14 protein-coding genes are annotated in these 18,059 nt (G+C 66.1%); 7 read left to right on the top strand and 7 right to left on the bottom strand.

The genetic code is table 11. The features are described 5' to 3' along the window. Positions 1–2: 2 nt before the first annotated feature. Together C8J42_RS14665 and C8J42_RS14660 are read right to left on the bottom strand one after the other, a co-directional pair. On the bottom strand, positions 3–1,226 hold the full coding sequence (locus C8J42_RS14665; RefSeq protein ID WP_207897140.1) for a hypothetical protein: 1,224 nt from the start codon (positions 1,224–1,226) through the stop codon (positions 3–5). 497 nt (positions 1,227–1,723) lie between these two features. Next, a complete protein-coding gene (locus C8J42_RS14660) occupies positions 1,724–3,268 on the bottom strand; it encodes a CpaF family protein (protein WP_107954403.1) in 1,545 nt (514 codons plus the stop codon). A 144-nt stretch (positions 3,269–3,412) separates the two neighbouring features. Between C8J42_RS14660 and C8J42_RS14655 the strand changes: the two genes are divergently transcribed. Continuing rightward, entirely contained in the window at positions 3,413–4,915 is a 1,503-nt protein-coding gene (locus C8J42_RS14655) for a trypsin-like peptidase domain-containing protein (protein ID WP_133020719.1), read from the top strand. Here the strand turns inward: C8J42_RS14655 and ada are convergent. Then, positions 4,891–5,937 carry a bifunctional DNA-binding transcriptional regulator/O6-methylguanine-DNA methyltransferase Ada gene (gene ada, locus C8J42_RS14650; RefSeq protein ID WP_133020636.1) on the bottom strand — a complete coding sequence of 349 codons (1,047 nt, stop codon included), beginning with the start codon at positions 5,935–5,937 and terminating at the stop codon, positions 4,891–4,893. The genes C8J42_RS14655 and ada overlap by 25 nt on opposite strands. A gap of 113 nt (positions 5,938–6,050) precedes the next feature. Here ada and C8J42_RS14645 point away from each other — a divergent pair, with 113 nt between their 5' ends. Then, complete coding sequence (locus C8J42_RS14645) at positions 6,051–6,896, top strand: oxidoreductase (protein ID WP_133020635.1); 846 nt, start codon at positions 6,051–6,053, stop codon at positions 6,894–6,896. A gap of 281 nt (positions 6,897–7,177) precedes the next feature. Here the strand turns inward: C8J42_RS14645 and C8J42_RS14640 are convergent, their stop codons facing one another. After that, entirely contained in the window at positions 7,178–7,855 is a 678-nt protein-coding gene (locus C8J42_RS14640; RefSeq protein ID WP_133020634.1) for a dienelactone hydrolase family protein, read from the bottom strand. A gap of 333 nt (positions 7,856–8,188) precedes the next feature. On the opposite strand from C8J42_RS14640, the gene C8J42_RS14635 reads away from it, so the two are divergent. From C8J42_RS14635 to C8J42_RS14615, 5 genes are all read left to right on the top strand, one after another. After that, positions 8,189–8,749 (top strand): F0F1 ATP synthase subunit delta, encoded by a 561-nt coding sequence (locus C8J42_RS14635; RefSeq protein ID WP_243644479.1) that lies wholly within the window; start codon positions 8,189–8,191, stop codon positions 8,747–8,749. A gap of 4 nt (positions 8,750–8,753) precedes the next feature. Next, a complete protein-coding gene (gene atpA, locus C8J42_RS14630) occupies positions 8,754–10,283 on the top strand; it encodes a F0F1 ATP synthase subunit alpha (RefSeq protein WP_133020632.1) in 1,530 nt (509 codons plus the stop codon). 162 nt (positions 10,284–10,445) lie between these two features. Continuing rightward, a complete protein-coding gene (locus tag C8J42_RS14625; protein ID WP_056065178.1) occupies positions 10,446–11,339 on the top strand; it encodes a F0F1 ATP synthase subunit gamma in 894 nt (297 codons plus the stop codon). A 17-nt stretch (positions 11,340–11,356) separates the two neighbouring features. After that, complete coding sequence (gene atpD / locus C8J42_RS14620) at positions 11,357–12,838, top strand: F0F1 ATP synthase subunit beta (protein WP_056488474.1); 1,482 nt, start codon at positions 11,357–11,359, stop codon at positions 12,836–12,838. Positions 12,839–12,954: 116 nt separating this feature from the next. Then, on the top strand, positions 12,955–13,209 hold the full coding sequence (locus tag C8J42_RS14615; RefSeq protein ID WP_133020631.1) for an ATP synthase F1 subunit epsilon: 255 nt from the start codon (positions 12,955–12,957) through the stop codon (positions 13,207–13,209). A 4-nt stretch (positions 13,210–13,213) separates the two neighbouring features. Here the strand turns inward: C8J42_RS14615 and C8J42_RS14610 are convergent, their stop codons facing one another. The 3 genes from C8J42_RS14610 to C8J42_RS14600 are packed head-to-tail and all read right to left on the bottom strand — an operon-like array spanning position 13,214 to position 18,012. After that, a complete protein-coding gene (locus C8J42_RS14610; RefSeq protein ID WP_133020630.1) occupies positions 13,214–14,290 on the bottom strand; it encodes an acyltransferase in 1,077 nt (358 codons plus the stop codon). Positions 14,291–14,337: 47 nt separating this feature from the next. Next, positions 14,338–16,509, bottom strand: coding sequence for a primosomal protein N' (locus C8J42_RS14605; RefSeq protein ID WP_133020629.1), 2,172 nt, complete (start codon positions 16,507–16,509; stop codon positions 14,338–14,340). 42 nt (positions 16,510–16,551) lie between these two features. Beyond that, positions 16,552–18,012 (bottom strand): diguanylate cyclase, encoded by a 1,461-nt coding sequence (locus tag C8J42_RS14600; protein WP_120301107.1) that lies wholly within the window; start codon positions 18,010–18,012, stop codon positions 16,552–16,554. Between the last annotated feature and the right edge of the window lie 47 nt (positions 18,013–18,059).

The raw sequence follows: 18,059 nt of genomic DNA, 5'->3' as shown, positions 1-18,059 counted from the left end.
TCCTAATAAAAATGCGTCAATTCGAGCTTGCGTATGGTGCCGTCGCACAGTCCGAGCGTCACGACACGGCCGGGCATACCCGCCGTCCATGACGCGATCGGGCTCGTCGAATAGCCGCTGGTGACGGGTGTGCCGTCGATCGTGCAGATCAGGTCGCCGTCCTTCCAGCCCGATGCCGCCGCCGGGCCGCCGCGCATCACGTGAAGGACTTTCAACCGGTCCTTCTCGATGCCGATGAGCAGGCCACTGGTCGAACGCGGCGGCGGCAGGTCGGCCTTGGGACCTCGGCTGAGCACCATCCGCCGTGCGCCCGGATCGAGCAGGACGCGGTAATTCTGGAGGAAGCCGGAGCCGATCCGCCCGGCGGTGCCGATCGCCTGCGAGAAGCCGTCTGCGGGTTCGATCCGGACCTCGGCCTCGCGCGCGATCATCTCGCCGACGCCAATCTCGGGAACGATCGCAAGGCCGCTGACCGCCGGACCGGCGAGCCCGAACGCGATCGCGCTGGTGGTGCGCAACGCCTTCAGGTTTGCCGCCTGCCATCCCGCCGCCGTGACGGTGATCGACGAACCGTCGCCGGTATCGACCACGATCGGCGCGAGGCGCCGGCCGCCCAGCGTGAGCGCGCTTTCATACACGCTACGCTCGGCGGAAACGCGCAGCGGTGCGCTCTCGCCCTTGAACGGCAGGCGGCCGGAGCGGAGCAGGCGGAAGCGCTTGGCGGCGTAATCGATGTCGAGCGCATGGCCGGCGAGCATGTCGGCACCGACCAGCAGGTCGACCGCGGAGGCGCTGCCGGTGGCGATCGCGGGCAGGTCGGCGACGGTCACGCCGCCACCGGTCCGCGCAAGGCCACCGAGCGCGACCGAGCGCGTCGGCATCCAGCCGAGCGAGACCGATCCACCGATCGCGGTTGCGCTGCCACCCGCAACCAGCTTGGTGGGATCGACCGCGGGGGAGGCCTTGGCGAGCAGCGTGTAGCTGACGCCGGTGTCGAGGATCGCGGTCACGTCGCGGCCGTCGAGCTGCATCTTGAAGCGGATCTGGTTGCCGGGGGTGAGGTCGAACGCGATCCAGCGCGCTTCGGCGTCCGCTGCGAGATGGTAGACGCCGCGGTCGCGTGCGGCGGGGGAGGTTGCGGTTGCCGGAGCGGATTTCGAGGGCTCGCGCGCCGAGACGAAGAGGACCGCGATCAGCGGGACGAGGGTGAGCAGGGCACGACGCATGTGGCGCTGTCCCCTAGCGGGTCGCGGGACGGGTACAAGCGGGGGCTTCGCCGGGGCGGGGCGGAGACGGGATGGATAGCGATGCGGCGTGCTTGCCTGCGAGACAGTATCCGCTTGGCACGGCGCGCTTTATCTTGATCCAGTTAAGCCTGGCCTGGCGAAACAATAATTGCTCGCCGCGAACGCGGGAGTCCCGGGTCACAAGCGGCGGCGTTGGTGACTCCTGGCCCCCCGCGTTCGCGAGGGAACGGTATAAGGCGGGCTAGCCTTCCGAACCTAGCTCTACGAAATTATTGATAATCAGGCGATGCAGGCCGACCCGAGATGCGCGCAATGCCCGCAGAGCACACCACCCCGGCGAAGGCCGGGGCCCAATTGGGGGACGGTGATAACGTCGGGCAGCACCCCGTTTTTGGCACCTTCCCAATTGGGCCCCGGCCTTCGCCGGGGTGGTGGAAGTGGAGCTAGAGATACTCGATTTCGGCACGCTTCCGCCCCTACAGACACGCCTCCAGATACGCTTGGTCGAACCCGAACTGCTTCGCCTTCTCCAGCGTATACGGCCGCAACCCCATCGACCGGTATTCGCCCAGGATCTTCCCGTCCGCCGACTCGTCCATGTATTCGAACTTGAACAGCTCCTGCGTGACGATCACCGGGCCTTCCATACCGATCACCTCGGTGATGTTGGTCACGCGGCGAGAGCCGTCTCGCAGGCGCTTCACCTGGATGATCAGCTCGACTGAATCCGCGATCTGACGCGAGATCGCTTCCTTCGGCACTTTGATGTCGGACATCATCACCATGTTCTCCATACGCGCCAAGGCCTCGCGCGGGGAGTTGGCGTGGAGCGTGCACATCGAGCCGTCGTGACCCGTGTTCATGGCCGCGAGCATGTCGAAACACTCGCTGCCGCGAATTTCGCCCAAAATGATCCGGTCGGGACGCATACGCAGCGCGTTCTTGACGAGATCGCGGATCGAGATTTCGCCCTGGCCCTCCAGATTGGCCGGTCGCGTTTCGAGCGGTAGCCAGTGCGGCTGTTGCAGGCGAAGCTCGGCGGCATCCTCGATCGTCAGCACGCGCTCGCCGGGGTCGATCATCTTGGACAGCGCGTTGAGCATCGTCGTCTTGCCCGAGCCGGTGCCGCCCGAGATCACGACGTTGAAGCGCGAGGCTCCCGCGATCTTCAGCGCGGTCGCCATCTTCGGCGACATCGAGCCGAAGCCTGCCATCATGTCGAGCGTGATCGGTTTAGCGGAGAATTTACGAATCGAGATCGCGGTGCCGCGCAAGCTCAGCGGCGGCACGATCACGTTGACGCGGGAGCCGTCCTTGAGGCGCGCATCGGCGAGCGGCGAGGTCTGGTCGACACGGCGGCCTACCGAGTTCACGATACGCTGCGCGATCTGGAACAGATGCTCCTCGTCGCGGAACTGGATCGGCGCGAGTTCGAGCTTCCCCTTGCGCTCGACATAGGTCTGGTCGGGGCCGTTCACCATGATGTCGGTGATGTTCGGATCGGCCAGCAGCTCTTCCAACGGTCCGAGCCCGAGCAGTTCGTCGACCAGCACTTTTTCCAGCGCGAATTGTTCGCGGCGGTTGAGCGTCAGCTTCAGCTCGGCGAGCACTTCGCCGATGATCGGGCGGAATTCCTCGGCCAGCTCGTCCTTGTTTAGCGTCGCTGCAGCCTCCGGATCGACGCGTTCGAGCAGGCGCGGCAGCACCTGTTCCTTGATCTTGTGGATCGACTGTTCGAAGCCCTCGGTCCGGCTGTTGCCCGCTTCCCCGCTCGCATTCTGGCGATCGGACAGCCGTTGCATCGCGTCCAGCTGGCCGGCGGGCATCATGCCCGAGCTGAACCCGTCGGTCTCCCCCGGCATCGGCAGCGAATCGATCGGCGGGAATTGCGCGCCGCCCTCGGGTTCCGCGCGCGCCACGGGGCTGCTGCCCGAGCTTCCCTGCATCGGACGCGCGACGCCGAATGCGGGACGGGCCGACTGCCCCCCGCTGATGCCATTACGACGCCCGAATGCGCTCATGCCTGTATCCCTGGATGAATGCCGACCGGGTTAGGCGCGAAGGCTTGATAATTTGCTAACCAAAACAGGCGCGTGAAAGCGCCGCTGTCGCGCGGTGCGATGGTCAGGGTTGATCGCCGCCGCGAACTCCCCGAAGGCAGGCACATGATCCGCCTGCTGCTTCTTCTCGCGCTCACCTTCGGGTTGGCGAGCTCCGCATCTGCGGACGACATCGCCGCCACCGGGCGCGGCGTCGTGCGCGTCGTGACGATCGCGGTGGTCGACGACCAGGTGGTCGGCTTCGGCCACGGCAGCGGCTTCGCGATCGCGCCCAACCGGATCGTCACCAACGCGCACGTCGTCGATCTCGCCGAGCGCTATCCCGACAACGTCGTCGTCGGCATCGTCCCGACCGAGGGCAGCAAATCCTACCAGGGCAAGGTGATCGCGTACGACTCACAGCGCGACCTGGCGCTGATCGAGTTCACCGGCGCGCGCCTGCCGCCGAGCGCACTCTATACCGGGCCGATGACCGAGGGCGATCCGGTGGTGTCGCTCGGCTTCCCGGGGAACGTCGATCTGGCGACGGCGCGGTCGGCGGCGGATTACATCCGGCCGATGACGCCGGTGCGGTCGGAGGGCGTGCTCTCCGGGCGTCGCGTACTGAGCAGCGTCGAGGTGCTGCTGCACACCGCAAGCATCGCGCGCGGCAATTCGGGCGGGCCGCTGCTCGACCGGTGCGGGCGGGTGATCGGGGTGAACTCGGCGATCACGCGCGGCGAGGAGGGCGATTCGACGTTCGGGTTCGCGATTGCGGATACCGAACTCGCGGGCTTCCTCCATGATGCGAAACAGCCTTACGCGTCGATCGGGACGGGGTGCACCTCGATCGAGGATCGCTTGCGGCAGGACGCCGACGCGGATGCGAAGTCGACCGCCGATGCGGCGTCCGCCAAGCGCGATGCTGCGACGCAGGATGCGATGACCCGCGAGGTCGCGCTGGAGAAGGCGCGGACCGAAGCTGGGCGCGCACGGGAGAACGTCATGGCGCTTGCCGGGCTGTTGCTGGTGGCAGGGGCGCTGGTGATCGGGAGTGCGGGGCTGCTCGAATCGCGTGGCCAGCGGCGGCAGGCGGTGTGGGCGCTGGGTATCGGCGGGCTGAGCGTGCTGGTCGCGATTGTCGTGTTCGTGCTGCGCCCGTCGGGCGAAGTCGACGTGCCGCTGTCCGCACTGCCCAAGACGCGGATATCGACGCCCGATGCGGCGCTCGGCAAGCTGATGTGCACACTGATCCCCGAGCGGAGTCGGATCACGATCTCGTCGAGTGAGGACGTGCCGATCGACTGGGGCGCGAAGGGGTGTGTGAACGGCAAGACGCAATATGTCGGCGCGAATGGCCGGTGGGACCGCGTGCTGGTGCCCGATGCCGAGCAGACCGTGTCCGTGCTGTCGTTCGATCCGGCGACGCGCGTCTATTCGAACACGCGCTATCTGATGTCGGCGGCGGGGATGGAGGCGGCCCGGACCGCGCGCGGCGTCGTGCCGAACGTGTGCAACATGGATGAGGCGGCGTTGAGTCGGCTCGCGGGGCAGCAGGCGGCGGTGCGTGCGGTGTTGCCGCCGCTGCCGAACGAGAAGCTCGTCTATTCGTGCAAGTCGGCGCGCTGAGCTTCCGCGGCCAACAGTGCGCGCTTACGGTCGAGGCCGTACGCATAGCCACCGAGTGCGCCACCGATGCGTTGCGCGCGGTGGCAGGGGATGACGATCGAGACCGGGTTCTGGCCGCACGCGGTGCCGGCGGCGCGGACGGCGGCGGGGCGGCCAGCCAGGGCTGCGAGTTCGCTGTAGGTGCGGGTTTCTCCGATCGGGATGGTGCGTAGGGCTTGCCAGATCGCTTCTTGGAAGGCGGTGCCTCGAACGTCTAGCGGGAGGTCTTGGTCGCGGTCGGGGGATTCGACGGCCGCGACGACTTGTGCCGCCAGGTCCGTGAGGGCTTCGTCACCCGGTTTGATCTCGGCGTTGGGGAAGCGGCGGCGGAGTTCGTCGACATCTTCGTCGAACGATACGCGGCACAGGCCCTTGTCGGTTGCGGCGACGAACAGCGCGCCGAGGCTCGTGTCGGCGGTGGTCCAGCGGATCGTGACACCTTCGCCGCCGCGTGCCCAGGCGCTGGGGGGCATGCCGAGCCGTTTCGCGTCCGCCTCGTAGAAGCGGCTGGGGGCGGAATAGCCTGCGTCGTAGATCGCTTCGGTCACGGTTGAGTCCTCCGATAAGGCGTTTGCTGCGCGGCTGGTGCGCAGCGCCCGCGCGTAGGCGGCGGGGGTGACGCCGGTGGCGCGCTTGAACAGACGGTGGAAATGATGAGGCGCGTAGCCGACTCTGCCGGCGACCTCGTCCAGCGATAGGCGGTCTTCTGCTGCTTCGAGCAGTGCGACCGCGGCGGCGACGGCGATGCGGTCGCGGCCGACTTCGTCCGGGGTGCAGCGCAGGCAGGCGCGGAAGCCGGCGGCGCGGGCGCTGGCTGCGTCGGGGTGGAAGGTGACGTTCTCGCGCTTCGGGTGGCGCGCGGGACAGCTTGGCTTGCAGTAGATGCCGGTGGTCTTCACGCCGACGACGAACCGGCCGTCCCACGCGCGGTCGCGGCGCTCGAACGCGGTCCAGGCGGTGTCGGTGTCGGGGGCGGTGCTCATTGGATCGGTATAGCCGGTCGCGACGCGCGCGCATCCCGTGGCTTGCGCTCAAAGCGGAGCCAATCGGTGGTCCGGCCGTTCTTCAGTGCATACCTCATAACGAAAGATGTCTCATGGCCTCCGACACGCCCGTCTGGTTCATTTCCGGCTGCTCGACCGGTTTCGGTCGCGAACTCGCCAAGCTCGTGCTCGCGCGCGGTTGGCGTGCGGTCGTTACCGCGCGGGATGCCGACCGGGTCGCCGATCTCGCGGAGGGCGCGGAGAATCGTGCGCTCGCGCTGTCGCTCGACGTGACGGAGCAGGCGCAGATCGACGATGCGGTCGCGCAGGCCAAGGCGAAGTTCGGGCGGATCGACGTGCTCGTGAACAATGCGGGCTACGGCTATCAGGCGTCGGTCGAGGAGGGCGTCGAGTCCGAGATCCGCGCGCAGTTCGATGCGAACGTGTTCGGGTTGTTTGCGCTTACGCGGGCCGTTCTGCCGGTGATGCGTGATCAGAAGAGTGGGCATGTTATCAACATCACGTCGGTTGCCGGCCAGGTAGGGTTCCCGGGGTCGGGTTATTATGCTGCGTCGAAGCATGCGGTCGAGGGTTGGTCCGACGCATTGCTGGCCGAGGTTAAGCCGCTTGGGATCGACGTGACCTGCGTCGAGCCGGGGCCGTTCCGGACTGATTGGGCCGGGCGTTCGCTCAAGCAGACGCCGGTGAAGATCGCCGACTATGCGGATACCGCGGGCAAGCGGCTGGACGGGACGCGGGAGGTTAGCGGGACGCAGGCGGGTGACCCGGTGCGCGCCGGCGAGGCGATGATTGCGCTGACCGAGGATGCGAACCCGCCGCGGCATCTGGTGCTGGGGGCTTGGGGGTATGATGCGGTGACGAAGAAACTGGCCGAGCGGCTGAAGGAGATCGAGGCGCACAAGGCGGACAGCCTTGGGGCTGATTTCCCGGGGGAGTGATCCGGGAGGGCTACAGCAGATTGTTTCCCCGCGGAGGCGGGGACCCAGACTGGGCTCCCGCCTTCGCGGGAGAACAAGGAAGCGCGGGCTACCTTCACGTCTCTAGTGCTAGCTTCCGCCGAACACCTTTGCCCCCTCTGGCCTTTCTGCCAGAGCCACCACCCCGGCGAAGGCCGGGGTCCAATTTGGGGACGTCGCTAACGTAGCGCGTCCTTTAATTATTGCTACCTTTCCAATTGGGCCCCGGCCTTCGCCGGGGTGGTGCCAAAGGGAAGGGTGGTTCAGCCGCCGTAAGCGCGGAACAGGTCCAGCGTCCGCTGTTTGGCTAAGTCCGCGCTAGGCTCGTGATAATCCTTCCGCCGGTCCGAATTGAACCCGTGGCCTGCCTCGTAGACATACACCGTCGCGTTCGGCCAATCCTTGGCGATCACCTGCTCGACGCCCTCCATCGGGATGCCGTGGTCGTGGCGACCGAAGTGGAGGATCACCGGCACCTTCGGTTCCTCGTCCGCCGCGGCGGGGATCATGCTGCCGTAGTAGCCGCTGACCGCTGCCACGCCGGTGAGTTTGGTCGAGGCGAACCACGCGACCGAGCCGCCATAGCAATAGCCGACCACGAACACCGGCCCGGCGGAGGCGAGCGTGTCGATGCAGGTCTGGACGTCCTTCAGCGACAGGTCGAACGGGTGGAGCTGGCGGGCCAGCTCGACCCCGCGGGCGAGGCCGTCGCCCGAATAGTCTGCCTCGAAGCCGGGATGCTCGCGGTCGAACAGCGCGGGGGCCAGGACCTCGTAACCGTCTGCGGCATACTCATTGCAGAGATCGCGGATGTGGTCCGTAATGCCGAAGATCTCCTGCACCAGCACGAGGCCACCGCGACGCTCGCCGGTCGGCTGCGCGTGATAGACCGCGACGCTCGCGCCGTCGGACATCGTCATCGTTTCCATCGTGCCGGTCATTCTTCAGTCCTCGTCGATTGGTCGTAACGCCCGCCCAATACCGTCATTCCAGCAGAGGCGGGAACCCATAGTGGCAGGCCGTGCGGCGAAAGCGCTGGGTCCGCAGGATATCGATCCCCCGCCTTCGCGAGGATGACATAGGAGTGGTGGTTGTCTCGACACGAATGACAAAACAGTCACAAACCCGCCGCCACGACCCTCCGGCCGGGTTGCCAATCCGCGAACCCGATGCTACCCGCGCCGCGTCCCATGAGAGGTGCTTTCGCGCCCTCTTCCCCCGTGGGGCGGCACTATTTTCGGTTTCAGGCGAGGATTCAAAGGTCCGTGGAGACAATTCCCGGTAACGTCGGCGGCGCTATTCAGGCGAGCTTGGGTGGGCGGTATGCGCTCGCCTTGTTCGAACTGGCGCGTGACGCCAAGACGATCGACGCGGTCGAATCGAGCCTGGCGAACGTGCGCGACGCGCTCGCGCAGTCGGAGGACTTCCGTACGCTGACGTCCAGCCCGATGGTGTCGCGTGGCGCGGCCGTAAAGGCAGTGTCGGCAGTGGCCGACGAACTCGGCGTCGATGCGACCACCAAGAGCTTCCTCGGCGTTCTTGCCGAGAACCGCCGGCTGGGCGCGCTGCCGAAGATCATCAAGGCATTCCGGACACTTGCCGCGCAGCATCGCGGCGAGATCGCGGCCGAGGTGACGTCCGCGCATCCGCTGACCGACGAGCAGGTGATCGAGCTGAAGCATCAGCTCCGCCAGCGGGTCGGCCGTGAAGTTTCCGTCGACCTCAGCGTCGACCCATCGTTGCTGGGTGGACTCGTCGTCCGCGTCGGCAGCCAGATGATCGATTCGTCGATCAAGACGCGTCTCAACACTCTCGCGCACGCGATGAAGGGCTAAGCTAATGGATATCCGCGCCGCAGAAATCTCGAAGATCATCAAGGATCAGATCGCCAATTTCGGCACCGAGGCCCAGGTCAGCGAGACCGGCCAGGTGCTGAGCGTCGGCGACGGCATCGCGCGCATCTTCGGCCTCGACAACGTCCAGGCTGGCGAGATGGTCGAATTCTCGAACGGCGTGCAGGGCATGGCGCTCAACCTCGAGGCCGATAACGTCGGCGTCGTGATCTTCGGAAGCGATTCCGAGATCAAGGAAGGCGACATCGTCAAGCGCACAGGCACGATCGTCGACGTGCCGATCGGCAAGGAGCTGCTCGGCCGCGTGGTCGATGGCCTCGGCAACCCGATCGATGGCAAGGGCCCGATCCACACCACCGAGCGCAGCCGCGTCGAAGTGAAGGCGCCGGGCATCATCCCGCGCCAGTCGGTTAGCGAGCCGGTCCAGACGGGCCTGAAGGCGATCGACGCACTCGTCCCGGTCGGCCGCGGCCAGCGCGAGCTGATCATCGGCGATCGCCAGACCGGCAAGTCCGCCGTCGCGATCGACGCGTTCATCAACCAGAAGATCGCCAACGCCGGCGACGACGAGTCGAAGAAGCTGTATTGCGTCTATGTCGCGATCGGCCAGAAGCGCTCGACCGTCGCACAGCTGGTCAAGACGCTCGAAGAGAACGGCGCGATGGAATACACCATCGTCATCGCCGCGACCGCGTCGGACCCCGCACCGCTCCAGTATCTCGCGCCCTACACGGGCGTCGCTATGGGCGAGTATTTCCGCGATCGCGGCATGCACGCGCTGATCTGCTACGACGATCTGTCGAAGCAGGCGGTCGCATATCGCCAGATGTCGCTGCTGCTGCGTCGTCCTCCGGGCCGTGAAGCGTATCCGGGCGACGTGTTCTATCTCCACAGCCGCCTGCTCGAGCGTGCGGCGAAGATGTCGGACGCGAACGGCGGCGGCTCGCTGACCGCGCTGCCGATCATCGAGACGCAGGCGGGCGACGTTTCGGCGTACATCCCGACCAACGTGATCTCGATCACCGACGGCCAGATCTTCCTCGAGACCGACCTGTTCTTCTCGGGCGTGCGTCCCGCGATCAACGTCGGCCTGTCGGTGAGCCGCGTCGGTTCGGCCGCTCAGACCAAGGCGATGAAGAAGGTGTCGGGCTCGATCAAGCTCGAGCTGGCGCAGTACCGCGAGATGGCGGCGTTCGCGCAGTTCGGGTCGGATCTCGATGCATCGACCCAGAAGCTGCTCAACCGTGGTGCGCGACTGACCGAGCTGCTCAAGCAGGCGCAGTTCTCGCCGTTGCCGTTCGAAGAGCAGACCGTGTCGATCTTCGCCGGCACCAGCGGCTATCTGGACAAGGTGCCGGTCGCCGACGTGACCCGCTACGAGCAGGCGCTGCTGGCCGACATGCGCGCGAACCACGCCGACGTGCTGAAACTGATCCGCGATACCCGCGATCTGAGTAACGAGGCGAAGGACAAGCTGAAGGCAGCGCTCGAAGCGTTCGCTAAGACGTTTGCCTGATTAGCTCCCTCTCCCCTGCGGGGAGAGGGCTGGGGTGAGGGGTTGTAACGGGCGTTGCGCTTTGCAACTGCCCCTCACCCCGACCCTCTCCCCGACGGGGAGAGGGAGCAGAGCATGTAATCCGACCCTCCTCTGTGAGGAGCGAGGGAGCAGGAAGAGAAGATGGCATCACTTAAGGCCCTCAAGATCCGCATCGGCTCGGTGAAGTCGACGCAGAAGATCACCAAGGCGATGAAGATGGTCGCCGCCGCGAAGCTGCGCCGTGCGCAGGACGCGGCGGTTGCCGGGCGTCCGTATGCCGAGCGTCTCGAAGCGGTGATGGCGAGCCTCGCGGGGCGTGTCGGCATCGCGCCGGGCGCGTCGCCGCTGCTCGCGGGCACGGGCAAGGACCAGGTCCACCTGATCGTTATCGCGACGTCGGAGCGTGGCCTTGCCGGTGCGTTCAACACCAACATCGTCCGCGCCGCGCGCCGCAAGGCCGAGGAACTGATCGCAGCCGGCAAGACCGTGAAGTTCTATGTCGCCGGCAAGAAGGGGCGCGTGATCAAGCGCTTCTTCCCGAACGACATCCTCGCCGATCACGAGATGGGCCAGATCAAGCGGCTCGCGTTCAGCGATGCGCAGGAAATCTCCGAGGACCTGATCAAGCGCTTCGGCGAAGGTCAGTTCGACGTCGCGCATCTGTTCTACGCGAAGTTCGTCTCGGCGCTGGTGCAGGTCCCGACCGGCATCCAGATCATCCCGATTCCACTGTCGGCGATCCCCGGTGCGGAAGCAAAGCCGGGTGCGCCCGCCGAAGCCGTGGTCGAGTATGAGCCCGACGAGGAAGCGATCCTCGCCGACCTGTTGCCGCGCAACGTCGCGATCCAGATTTTCCGCGCGCTGCTCGAAAACGCGGCGTCGGAGCAGGGCTCGCGGATGAACGCGATGGACAACGCCACGCGCAATGCCGGCGACATGATCACGCGCCTCTCGATCCAGTATAACCGTACCCGCCAAGCCGCGATCACGACCGAGCTGGTCGAAATCATCTCGGGCGCCGAAGCGCTCAAGTAAGTCCAAGGAAGCAGACAATGGCAACCGCCCCAGAGACCCTCGGAACCACGCTCGCCCCCAAGGCTACCAACAACACCGGCCGCATCTCGCAGGTCATCGGTGCGGTCGTCGACGTGCATTTCCCCGACAATTTGCCCGCCATTCTGTCGGCGCTCGAAACCGACAATAACGGCAACCGGCTCGTCCTCGAAGTCGCACAGCATCTCGGCGAGAACACCGTTCGCACGATCGCGATGGACGCCACCGAGGGCCTGACCCGCGGCCAGACCGTCACCGATACCGGCTCGCAGATCCGCGTTCCGGTCGGCCCGAAGACGCTCGGCCGCATCCTCAACGTCATCGGCGAGCCGATCGACGAGCGTGGTCCGGTCGGCGCAGAGACCACCGCGCCGATCCATGCTTCGGCACCGCTGTTCGTTGATCAGTCGACCGAAAGCGCGATCCTGGTCACCGGCATCAAGGTCATCGATCTGCTCGCCCCATACGCAAAGGGCGGCAAGATCGGGCTCTTCGGCGGCGCCGGCGTCGGCAAGACCGTGCTGATCCAGGAGCTGATCAACAACATCGCCAAGGGCCATGGCGGCACCTCGGTGTTCGCCGGCGTTGGCGAGCGTACCCGTGAGGGTAACGATCTGTACCACGAGTTCCTCGACGCAGGCGTCATCGCCAAGGATGCCGATGGCAACCCGCAGTCGGAGGGCTCGAAGGTCGCGCTCGTGTTCGGCCAGATGAACGAGCCACCAGGCGCACGCGCTCGCGTCGCACTGTCGGGCCTGACGATCGCCGAGTATTTCCGCGACGTTGAAGGCCAGGACGTGCTGTTCTTCGTCGACAACATCTTCCGCTTCACGCAGGCGGGTGCCGAGGTTTCGGCACTGCTCGGTCGTATCCCGTCGGCAGTGGGCTATCAGCCGACGCTGTCGACCGACATGGGTGCGCTGCAGGAGCGCATCACCTCGACCAACAAGGGCTCGATCACCTCGGTTCAGGCCGTGTACGTTCCCGCAGACGATCTTACCGATCCGGCACCGGCAACGTCGTTCGCGCATCTCGATGCGACGACCAACCTCAACCGCGCGATCTCGGAGCTGGGCATCTACCCGGCGGTCGATCCGCTCGACTCGACCTCGCGTCTGCTCGAGCCGCGCGTCGTCGGCCAGGAGCATTACGACACCGCGCGTGCCGTTCAGTCGACGCTGCAGAAGTACAAGTCGCTGCAGGACATCATCGCGATTCTCGGCATGGACGAGCTGTCCGAAGAGGATAAGCTCACCGTCCAGCGTGCGCGGAAGATCCAGAAGTTCCTGAGCCAGCCGTTCCACGTCGCCGAGGTCTTCACCGGCATCAGCGGCAAGTTCGTCCAGCTCGAGGATACGGTCCGCTCGTTCAAGGCCGTGGTCGAGGGCGAGTATGATCACTTGCCAGAGGCGGCGTTCTACATGGTCGGCGGCATCGACGAAGCCGTCGCCAAGGCCGAGAAGATGGCTTCCGAGGCTTAAGCTTAGCTCCCTCCCCTTTAGGGGAGGGTTGGGGTGGGGCCTGACCGCGAGCGTCGTGCCTGCCGCACTCCCCCACCCCGACCCTCCCCTGAAGGGGAGGGAGTGAGAAGATAGACATGCTGCATTTCGAACTCGTCACGCCAGAAAAGCTCGTCCGCTCGGAGGAGGTCTACATGGTCGTCGTCCCCGGCACCGAAGGCGATTTCGGCGTCCTCGAAGGCCATGCGCCGTTCATGTCGACGGTCCGCGATGGCGGCGTCCAGATCTTCCGCACGCAGAACGGCGCCCCCGAGGTGATCGCGATCAAGGGCGGTTTCGCCGAGGTCAACGCCAAGGGCCTGACCGTCCTCGCCGAACACGCGGGCGAGTAACCTGTCAGGCGAGCGCCGGTGCTCGCCTGATCGATACTGACGGGCGACGCTGCAACCGCGCCAGCAGCGGCCGCTCGATCCACCGATGTACCGCCAGTCCCAGCATCGTCGACGCGACGATAAACGCCAGCGCGAACGGATAGGGCGACATGGTTGGGGCGTAGCCTCCGACCATCCAGAGCAGCGCGATCAGGCAGGGATGGGTGAGGTACGTCGAATAGGACGCATCGCCCACGCGCGCGACGATCCGTTCGAACCGTCCCTCCGCCGATGTGTCGATCACCCCGACTACCACCAGTGCCCAGGGAATGCCCCACGTCCAGGTCCGCGCGAGGCCCGAGGTACCGGCAACGGCAACCTCGATCTGAAGCGATAGCGGCACGCCTAGTCCGAACGCGATCCCGACCACCAGCAGCACGGTCCCGATGACGAGCGCAGGCGTCGCATAGCGTACGCTGATCCCGCTGCGCCAAGCCATCCACACACCTACGCCGAGCGCAAATTCGAGCAGGAGCGGGTTCAGCAGCAGCCTCAAAGGTGCCCAGCCGGGATGAACGACGCTGCCGATCAGCGCCAACGCCACCGTGAGGGTCAGCAGCATTTCGACGCGGCGCTGCGGCGCCCGCATGGCAACAGCCACGATGGCGTAGAACGCGAATTCGAACCCGAGCGTCCAGCCCGGATACAGCGCGGGAACATGGTAGCTCGCTCCGTCGAGAACGGGCAGCACGGTGATCGACATCCACGCCGCCGGAACGGTCAAGGGGTCGTGCATGATCATCATGTAGACTGCGCTGACGCAGGCGAACAACGGCACGATCCGCAGCCATCGCTTTGCTAGGAACCGCCATGAATCAGCGTCCGCGGTCGTTAGCGACTGCGCCATGACGAACCCGCTGATGACGAAGAACAGGTCGACCCCGCTCGCGCCGAACATCGAGAGATTGGGGACCGACGGTACGAACTTGCCGGTCAGCGCGACCGGCCCGGAATCGATCATGTCGGACGCGTGCATCAGCAACACGAGCGTCGCCGCGAGTGCGCGAAGCCATTGGATGGGTGCGATGCGGGACGGCGTCATCCGGCACGCATACCGGGCGGAGCGTTAAGGCCGCGTTGCCCACACGATCAGAGGAAATTATACGGGTCGACGTCCACCGTCACCCGCGCCTTGGAAGGCCATTCCAGCTTCCCCAGCCAGTCCCGTATGACGTCCTGCACGTCCAGCGCGCGCCGCGCATGGACGAGCAGTCGGTAGCGATGCCGGCCGCGCAGCATTGCCAGCGGGGCGGGGGCGGGGCCGTAGACGTGCATGCCGTCGACTTCGGGCGCACTACGGCCGACGAGCTTGGCGGTCTCGTGCGCGCAGGACTGGTCCTCCGACGACACCACGATCGCTGCGTACCGACCGAACGGCGGCGCGCCCGCATCCTTCCGCGCGTCCGTCTCCGCGGCGTAGAACGCATCCGCATCGCCGGTGATCAGCGCCTGCATGACCTGTGCGCTGGGGCTATGCGTCTGGATGAAGACGTGCCCCGGCTTTTCGCCACGCCCGGCGCGCCCCGACACCTGCCGGATCTGCTGGAACGTGCGCTCCGCAGCCCGCAGATCGCCGCCGTCGAGCCCCAAATCCGCATCGACCACGCCGACCAAGGTGAGGTTCGGAAAGTGATACCCCTTCGTCACGAGCTGCGTGCCGACGACGATGTCGATATCCCCCGCCTCCATCCGCCCGACGAACTCGGCCGCCTTGGCCGGGGACCAGATCGTGTCGGACGTGACGACGGCGGTCTTCGCCTCGGGGAACAACGCCGTTACCTCGTCGGCGATTCGTTCGACGCCGGGTCCGCAGGCGACCAGCGTATCCTCACCCTTGCACTCGGGACACACGCGCGGCGTCGGCTCGGCATGCCCGCAATGGTGGCAGGCGAGGCGGCGCGTCAGGCGGTGCTCGACCATCCAGGCGGTACAGTTCGGACATTGAAACCGGTGCCCGCACGTCCGGCACAGGGTCAGCGGCGCATAGCCCCGCCGGTTGAGGAACAGCAGCGACTGCTCGCGCCGTTCAAGCGTCTCCTGCATCGCCTTCACCAGTCGCGGGGCCAGCCAGCGGCCGCGTTCGGGCGGTTCCTTGATAAGATCGATCGGTTCGATCGTCGGCATCTCCGCCGCCCCGAACCGGCCGGGCAGCTTCAACTCCGCGTAGCGCCCGGTCGCGACCTGTTGCCGAGTCTCGATCGCCGGCGTCGCGGAGGCGAGGATGACCGGGCACCCCTCGAACTTGCCGCGCATCACCGCGACGTCGCGCGCATGATAATGCACGCCCTCTTCCTGCTTGAAGCTGGTCTCGTGCGCCTCGTCGACGACGATCAGCCCGAGGTCGCGGTAGGGCAGGAAAAGTGCCGAGCGCGCGCCGACCGTCACCAGCGCCTCGCCGCTCGCAATCGCCCGCCACGCGCGACGGCGTTGCGTCGAACGAAGCCCCGAATGCCACGCGATCGGCTCGCAGCCGAAGCGGTCGTGGAAGCGCTTCAGGAACGGCTCGGTCAGCGCGATTTCGGGGAGCAGGACGAGCGTCTGGCGGCCGTCGCGGATCGCCTGGGCCACCGCCTCGAAATACACCTCGGTCTTGCCTGACCCGGTGACGCCATCGAGCAACGTCGGGTGGAACGCATGCTCGGCGACGCCCGCGACGAGAGCATCGGCCGCCGCGCGCTGGTCGTCCGACAACACCGGCTCGTGATGTTGTGGATCGGGCACGGGGTAGGGGACGTCGATGCTCACCTCGACCGCCTCGATCGCACCGACCTTCACCAACCCGCGGATCACCGCGTCGCTGACCTCCGCCAGCGTTGCCAGTTCACGGATGAGGCCTTGGCGGTCACCGATCCGCCCCAGCGCCTGCTCGCGCTGGGGGGTGAGCCGCGGTGGCATGACCCCGGTAGAACGATACTCGACAGCGGTTCGTGCCCCCTCCAGCGCCGAGGTGGACGCCAGCGTCATCCGCAACACCGACGCCGCCGGCGCGAGGTAATAGTCCGCCGTCCACTCGACCAGCCGCCGCAACGGCGCCCCCAGCGGCGGTACGTCGGCGACCGCAAGCAGGTTGCGCAACCGGTTGTCACCGACCTCCGCATCGGACGGCATCCGTTCGGCTTCCCACACCACGCCGAGCAATTGGCGCGGCCCGAGCGGCGCGACCACGATCGAGCCCGGTCCGACCTCCATGCCGGCGGGCACGCGGTAGTCGAGCGGCCCGAGGGCGGCATTGAGGATCAGGACACGGGCGCGGGACGACATCGTGTCGGTATATGGGGACAGATCGACTCCGCGTGAACCGCTTTACGCAGCGCTTCGTCGGTCGGATCGTCGGCGTTCGCCTACCCGCGCACGCTTTGCCTGGTACAGCACCGTGTCCACGCGGTGGACGAAGTCGCGGATCGAGTGGCAATCAGGCGTTAGTGCGGCGATCCCGACCGTGCCGGCGCTGACCATCGCCAATCCGTTCATGGAAATGGGAAACCGCAGCGATTCCTCCAGCCGCGCACAGATTCGTGCGGGTGTCGCGGCAAGCACTGGATCTTCGATCAGCACGGCAAACTCGTCGCCACCGAGCCGCGCGACGAAGCTGCCCATCAACCACTGCGCCTGGAGCTCCCGCCCAACGCCGCGCAGTACGTCGTCGCCGGCGGTATGCCCAAGCGTATCGTTGATAGCCTTGAAGCCATCGAGATCGACCAGTGCCAGCAACAGCGGCGTTCCCTCGGCATGCGCGCGGGATATTGCCCGGTCGAGCACGCGATCGAACGCCGCACGGTTGGCGATCCCGGTCAGCGAATCGGTATCGGCGGTCCGTCGCAACGTCGTTTCAAGCGCATGGCGCTCTGTGACATCCTGAAATACCCCGACAAACCCAACGGCCGTATTGTTGTCGATCTCAAGTTCGCCCAGCACGCGGACGCGACGCGGTTCATCCTTTGCTGTCAGGAAGTCTACCTCGATATCGAACGGCCTACCTGTTTCCAATGTCGAGGCCATCGAGGCGTTCAGCTCGTCCCTCGCGTGCGGCGGATAAAAGCCCATCGCGATTTCCATTTCTGGCACGGGACCAACGGGCAGGCCGTAGATGTGGAACACGCCGTCCGACCAAGCCATCTCCTGATGATCGAGCGAGGCTTGCCAGGACCCCATCGCAGCCATCCGTTCAGCCTGACGGAAAATCCGGTCCTGGCGTTCGAGCGCCGCGGCTTGCCGGTCGGCGGTGGTGGCGATCGCAATCGCCTGATTCGCGGCGGAGCGCGCCGCGATCGCCGTTTCCGCTAGCGTTGCCAGATGCATCAGCGCGCGGCGGCCGGCATCGTTCAGACTGCGCGGCGCCGTATCGATGACGCATATCGTGCCGATCGCATGACGCTCGCCCCGGCCATCGATCGCATGGATCGCCGCACCTGCATAAAAGCGAGCGCCCCGCTCGGCCATGACCAGCGGGTTCATGGCAAACCGCGAATCGATGTCGAGGTCTTCGATGACGAGCGGATCGTCGTTCTGGATTGTGTAGGCGCACATACCGATATCGCGACTGATTTCGCCGCGTTCGCCGCCGGTTGCGGCCTTGATCCATAGTCGATCGCTGTCGACCAGGGTCATCAGCGCGATCGGACACCCAAGCATTTCTGCCGCCAGCGCGACGAGCGCATCGAATTCGCGTTCCGGCTCGCTGTCGAGCAAGGCCAGTGCGTGAAGCGCGGCCACGCGCCGCTTTTCGTCGGCGAAGGACTCGGACTGGAAATCGGTAGCGGACATGGCACTGACTATCGCGATGGAGTTAATTTTCTTTGCCGAGGGAACGC

It is taken from the genome of Sphingomonas sp. PP-CE-1A-559 (assembly GCF_004340965.1).
Taxonomy (GTDB): domain Bacteria; phylum Pseudomonadota; class Alphaproteobacteria; order Sphingomonadales; family Sphingomonadaceae; genus Sphingomonas.
The sequence above is the reverse complement of the archived record's forward strand: the minus strand, read 5'-3'. Positions and strand labels throughout refer to the sequence as shown.